At 35.2% G+C, this 6211-nt stretch carries 4 protein-coding genes; 2 read left to right on the plus strand and 2 right to left on the minus strand.

Annotated elements, in window-relative coordinates:
• Position 1 precedes the first annotated feature (1 nt).
• Entirely contained in the window at positions 2–2203 is a 2202-nt protein-coding gene (locus tag ACIQ1E_RS07465; RefSeq protein WP_396170130.1) for a patatin-like phospholipase family protein, read from the minus strand.
• A gap of 9 nt (positions 2204–2212) precedes the next feature.
• Entirely contained in the window at positions 2213–4006 is a 1794-nt protein-coding gene (uvrC, locus tag ACIQ1E_RS07470; RefSeq protein ID WP_396170132.1) for an excinuclease ABC subunit UvrC, read from the minus strand.
• Positions 4007–4111: 105 nt separating this feature from the next.
• On the opposite strand from uvrC, the gene ACIQ1E_RS07475 reads away from it, so the two are divergent.
• A complete protein-coding gene (locus tag ACIQ1E_RS07475; RefSeq protein WP_396170134.1) occupies positions 4112–5350 on the plus strand; it encodes an aminotransferase class I/II-fold pyridoxal phosphate-dependent enzyme in 1239 nt (412 codons plus the stop codon).
• Positions 5343–5906, plus strand: coding sequence for a 5-formyltetrahydrofolate cyclo-ligase (locus ACIQ1E_RS07480; RefSeq protein WP_396170136.1), 564 nt, complete (start codon positions 5343–5345; stop codon positions 5904–5906). Before ACIQ1E_RS07475 ends, ACIQ1E_RS07480 begins: the two co-directional genes overlap by 8 nt.
• Positions 5907–6211 lie beyond the last annotated feature (305 nt).

Consider the following 6211-nt stretch of genomic DNA (forward strand, 5'->3'; position numbering starts at 1 on the left):
ATTAAAACCAAAATCCTATACTAAACCACACAAATCCATTATTAGTTTCAGGCGACCAAGAATATTTTACTTCGACAGGCCCTATAATTGTTTCTAAACCATAACCTAGCGCATACCCTGAATATTTCGGTATAGATATCCAGTCTAAGGTGTCAAAAAGGTCGTTTTGGATATTGGCATAATTTGCCGAAAAATTCAAATGGTTTTTTTTAAAAATTTCATAATCTATCGTAGCCGACGATTTTATGTAACTATCCCCGGCAAGGCTCAAAAAATCATAGCCATAAAACGGTTTGATATTATTGATTGGAATAAAACCATATCCCCCCAAAACAAAATCAAAAAAAGGCACACTTTTATTACCAATAGAAAAACCAGCTTCTGTTTGGAGTTTAAAAGTTGTTTTATTTAGAATTTTGAGTGCAATACCAGCATCCGCTTTTGCAATCGCAAAAGGATTAAAATTATCAGTATAATTGGATGATAATAAATAGTTGTGAATTTCGCTAGTAAGGTACCAGCCTCTTGTTGGAAAGTACTGATTGTCGAAAGAATCATATTTCATATAAGCATAGATACTACCATAAGAACTCCTATCAATAATCGGGTTTACTGTAGCAACTGTTTCGGAATTTATGTCCAAATACTTAAGCTCTAGTCCAACGCCTATAAGAAATTTTTGGGCAAAAATAGATTGAAAATAAAACTGATTAGTGATGTCAAGAAAGTCAATGTTTACAGAATTCAACGATGAATCTCTAGAAAAACCAACGATTTGTCGGGCAACATTCTTATTAAATTGATTCAATTGCGAATTGAATCCCAGACTCAAATTGTATCCATTATCAATATAATAATCTAAATTATACCGCACATTGTCTCCGATAATCAAGTCGAATGAAGCGACATCGTTTTTAAAAATACTGTTCTTATTGGTAATATTTGCCAAAACCGCACTTTTGTATAGCCCATCATAATGCAAACCAAATTTCAAAAAGGTTTTCATTGGGTTTTCAATCAGGTTCAAGATCAAGTCGTCTCCAGATCCGTTAGGTTCTAAGGAATAGGTCACGGTTCCGAAATTTCGAGTGGCATCAATATTATTGATTCCTGTTTCTAAATCTTTATAACTAATTTTTGCGCCTGGCTTAAACTCCAATTTTCCTAGAAGATACGTTTTCGAGTAACGTCCCAAATTATCGCACACAATATTCTTTATGTGTAAACTATCCGATGGGATTTTTAACTTTGGTTTTTGATATGGATACGCCTTGTCTGCTAATTTATCGAAATCTTCGTATACAGTAAAAGCCGCTTCTTCTCCTCTTAGAATAATTTCTTTTGCCTTTTCGAATGATACCACACCTATGTTTTTGATATCGGGTTTTATGTAAATATTGGTGTTTTTAGAATTGGCATTCATTTTTTCGATCATATCAAGGTTGTTAATTTGAAACAAAATCTTTGTGGCATCTTGCAATTGATCTTTGTCTCTAAGTGCACTTTGTACGTCAACCCCAATGATAATATCAGCTCCGAGTTTTCTAATTTCTTCAATAGGATAATTGTTCGTTACACCTCCATCGACTAAGAGTTTTCCGTCGAGTGTTACTGGCGAAAAAACAGACGGCAAAGCGGAACTGGCAAATAACGCCTGTGCCAAGACTCCTTTGTCTAAAATTACTTGTTTCCCAATTTCGATATCTGTTGCCATACACAAAAAAGGCGTAGGGAGTTGATTGAAATCACGAACATGCCTTGCGTGTAAGGTAAGGTGGTTGAATAAATTGTAATTAAACATCCCTTTTGATAGGGATTGTGGAACTCCAATTTTGAATTTATTGAAAGGAAGCACAAATGCATACAATTCATCATTGCGCTTTTCATAAAAACTTTTTGAAGAACGCGGAACATAATCGATCAATAAATTATCGAAATTGGTTATAGAAACAATCGAGTCGAGTTGTGCCGCATTATAACCTGAGGCATAGAGCCCACCAATCACAGCGCCCATGCTGGTTCCGCCAATGTAATCTATTTTTACTCCTGCTTGTTCAAGTACTTTCAGCACACCAACGTGAGCAAACCCTTTTGCTCCACCACCACTCAAAACCAATCCAATTTTCGGTTTTTTGATGGTGTCTTGCGAAAAAGACGCCTGATAACTAACTAGAAAAAAAACAAACAAGGCAAACTTTCTCATGATGATTTGCTAATTGGTTTTGTAAAAGTCGGTAATTTTTTTGGCTCTTGAAACACCTATAACGTCAGAAATTTCTTTTTCGGATGCCAATTTCAATCTTTTAACACTCTTGAAATGCTGAATCAAGGTTAGCATTGTTTTTTCGCCTATTCCCGGAATGCTTTCTAGCGTAGAATTGAGGGCTGATTTGCTTCTTTTATCTCTATGAAATGTAATCCCAAAACGGTGTGCTTCGTTTCGTAATTGCTGAATTACCTTCAAAGTTTCGGATTTTTTGTCTAAATACAAGGGTATCGAATCACCAGGATAAAACAACTCTTCTAGTCTTTTGGCAATGCCAATTATCGTGATTTTCCCTCGCAAACCCAATTCATCAATACTTTTCAAAGCCGAAGACAATTGTCCTTTCCCACCGTCGATAATAATCAGTTGCGGCAAAGGCTCTTTTTCGTCTAATAATCGTTTGTATCTTCGGTACACCACTTCGGTCATCGATGCAAAATCATCTGGTCCTTTGACCGTTTTGATATTGAAATGACGGTAGTCCTTTTTGCTGGGTTTTCCATCCTTAAAAACGACACAAGCCGCCACAGGATTGGTTCCTTGAATATTCGAATTGTCAAAACATTCAATATGTCGTGGCTCAACTGGCAATCGCAAATCCTTTTGCATTTGTGCCATAATCCGATTCGTATGACGATCAGGATCCACAATTTGTAGTTGCTTCAATTGTTCTATTCGGTAAAACTTGGCGTTGCGAATAGACAAGTCTAAAATCTGTTTTTTATCCCCCAATTGTGGAACCGTAACTTTTATTTTCTCTCCCAAATCCACTTCAAATGGGACAATAATTTCCTTGGATAAGAGCTGAAAACGCTCTCGAAGTTCTATAATGGCGAGCTCTAGTAACTCTTCATCGGTTTCGTCCAGTTTCTTCTTAATTTCCATCGTATGCGAACGAATAATCGAACCGTGCGAAATTTGCAAAAAGTTCACAAAAGCCGCACTTTCATCTGAAACTATCGAAAACACATCGATATTGGTGATTTTTGGATTGATAATCGTAGAACGCGATTGGTAATTTTCGAGGATTTCTATTTTCTCCTTGATTTTTTGTGCCTCTTCAAAGTGCATTTCCCGAGCCAAATCATTCATCAACTTTTTGAAATCTTTCATTGATTCCTTAAAATTTCCTTTCAGAATTTCGCGAATAGCATCGACTTGTTTTTGGTAATTTTCCAAAGATTCATAACCTTCGCAAGGGCCTTTGCAATTGCCAATATGATATTCCAAACAGACTTTGAATTTTCCGCTTTCAATGTTAAATTTGCTCAAATCGTAATTGCAGGTTCTCAGCGGATATAATTCTTTTATTAATTCTAAAATGGTATGCACCGTTTTGAAACTAGTATAAGGTCCAAAATATTCCGAGCCGTCTTTGACTATTCTTCGAGTAGAAAATATCCGTGAAAAAGGTTCTTTTTTGATGCAAATCCAAGGATAACTTTTATCGTCGCGCAGCAACACATTATAGCGTGGTTGCAGGGTTTTTATGAGATTGTTTTCTAACAAAAGGGCATCGGTTTCGGTAGGAACGACGATGTGTTTTATCGTTACAATCTTTTTGACCAAGACATTCGTTTTGGCCGTGTCGTGAATTTTATTAAAATACGAAGAAACCCTTTTTTTTAAGTTTTTGGCTTTACCTACATACAAAATCTTCCCCTCCTTATCATAATACTGATAGACTCCGGGACCGTCGGGCAAAGTTTGAATTTGAAGTTCGAGAGTTGGGTTGTTCATTTAACAAAGTTAACCTGAATAACCGCAAATTCCAAATTCAGAAACCTAAGGATTTTAACAATCATAAAGATTATTACATTTATCTTTGTCAAAAATATTTTACCCATGATTTACTGGAAAAAACTTTCGCACGACGAAAGAAAGAGCAGAATAGAAAAGGCTTTAGAAGTTAACGTAAATTTTGCTACAGATGCTTCGCTTGGCTATCCAGCTTCGAAACTCGATGGAAAAGTGTTTTATGATGATGCGCCATTTTTACAAGATGCACCCACATTGAAAACCTATGTAGCAAACCCAAATCATATTGGCTGTCATACTTTGGGAACTTCTGAAAGTGCTTTCAAAGGGACTCAAGAAATGGAACGCGAAGTGTTGAACGTTATTGCAGTTGATATATTTAAAGCAGAACCCGGCGGAATAGACGGATATATTTCACCTGGCGGAACCGAAGCCAACATTCAAGCTATGTGGATGTATCGTAATTTTTTTATGTATCAAAAAAATGCAAACTTGGATGAAATTGTCATCCTTGCCTCGGAAGATACTCATTATTCTATCCCAAAAGGAGCCAATGTTCTGATGTTGGATTGGATAAAAATCCCTGTTTCTTACGAAAAAAGAGAAGTTGACACCCAAGCCTTAGAAAACGAGATTATCAAAGCCAAACAAAACGGAAAAAAATATTTTATTGCTATTGCTAATATGGGAACGACAATGTTTGGATCTGTAGACAATCCAAATGATTATACTTCGCTATTAGAAAAACATGGTGCCGAATACAAGCTACATATCGACGGAGCATATGGTGGATTTGTTTATCCGTTTAGCAATCAGAAATCAGTTATCAATTTTAAGAATCCAAAAATAAGTTCCATCACTATTGACGCACATAAAATGCTGCAATCTCCATATGGAACTGGCGTTTTTGTATGCAGAAAAGGTCTAATTGAAAATGTTTTGACCAAGGAAGCAGAATATGTAGAAGGAATGGATTTAACCCTTTGCGGAAGTCGCTCTGGTTCGAATGCAGTGGCGGTTTGGATGATTTTATTCACTTATGGTCCTTTTGGTTGGTTCGAAAAAGTAAGTATTTTGCAAATGCGTACACAGTTTTTGTGTCATGAATTGGATGAATTGAAAGTCGACTATTTTAGAGAACCATTTATGAATATCGTAACTATTCATTCACAATATGTTCGTGAAGAAATCGCCACAAAATATAATTTAATCCCACAACAGCATAATAAAGATAATAAATGGTATAAAATTGTTCTGATGGATCATGTAGAAATACAACATTTGACCTCATTTATAAACGACCTGAAAGCAACTCTTCATGCTTAAAAAGGAATTAAGACATAGTTATAAAACCAAAAGGCAAGAATTGAGCGAAACAAAAATCGACGATTTGAGTTTGTCCATTTCCAATAAGGTCCTCACATTGCCCATTTGGAATAAGACGTATTTTCATATTTTTCTGCCCATTTCAGAACAAAAAGAAGTCAATACAGAATTTATTTTGCATTTGTTATCCGGAAAAGACAAAGAAATCATTATTTCGAAAAGTGATTTCAAAACTAGAGAAATGACCCATTTTCTATTGACAGACAATACCAAAATCAAGAAAAACCAATACAATATTCCAGAACCTGTTGACGGATTAGAAGTTCCAGCAAGTAAAATCGAAGTGGTTTTTGTTCCTCTATTGGCTTTCGACAAAACAGGCCATCGAGCAGGATATGGCAAAGGGTTTTACGATAAATTCTTGAAGGATTGTAGGCCAGAAACCATCAAAATTGGATTTTCCTTCTTTGAAGCAGAAGAAAAAATTGAAGATGTTTATGAAAATGATGTAAAACTGGATTATTGTGTGACGCCGAACGAAGTTTACCGGTTCTAAATGTTTCGAGTTAAAATAAAAAGGCGCTCAAACTACCTAAATGAAAGCCTTTTGCAATACTAAAACAAAACTAACTAATTCAATCCTTATTAATACAAAACAATTATTAATCAACTACAACGTTATAAAAATTAAATTATTGTGTTAAAATAAAAAATAATTGAAAAATTTATTTTTGCGTAACTAATCAGTTTATAATTCAAACTCAAATTTAGCTATTATTACCAATGCTTCCAATACATTTAGGCCATTTTTTATAGTTGTATCAATGACTGAGCGTATTTTAGCAAAGTTTTGTGCTGCAT

Origin of the sequence: Flavobacterium sp. (assembly GCF_044348915.1) — a bacterium.
GTDB lineage: Bacteria > Bacteroidota > Bacteroidia > Flavobacteriales > Flavobacteriaceae > Flavobacterium.

Bases quoted from the DNA above. Each gene is read 5' to 3' on its own strand.
- ACIQ1E_RS07465 (WP_396170130.1), bottom strand. From the start codon at position 2,203: ATGAGAAAGTTTGCCTTGTTTGTTTTTTTTCTAGTTAGTTATCAGGCG.
- uvrC (WP_396170132.1), bottom strand. From the start codon at position 4,006: ATGAACAACCCAACTCTCGAACTTCAAATTCAAACTTTGCCCGACGGT.
- ACIQ1E_RS07475 (WP_396170134.1), top strand. From the start codon at position 4,112: ATGATTTACTGGAAAAAACTTTCGCACGACGAAAGAAAGAGCAGAATA.
- ACIQ1E_RS07480 (WP_396170136.1), top strand. From the start codon at position 5,343: ATGCTTAAAAAGGAATTAAGACATAGTTATAAAACCAAAAGGCAAGAA.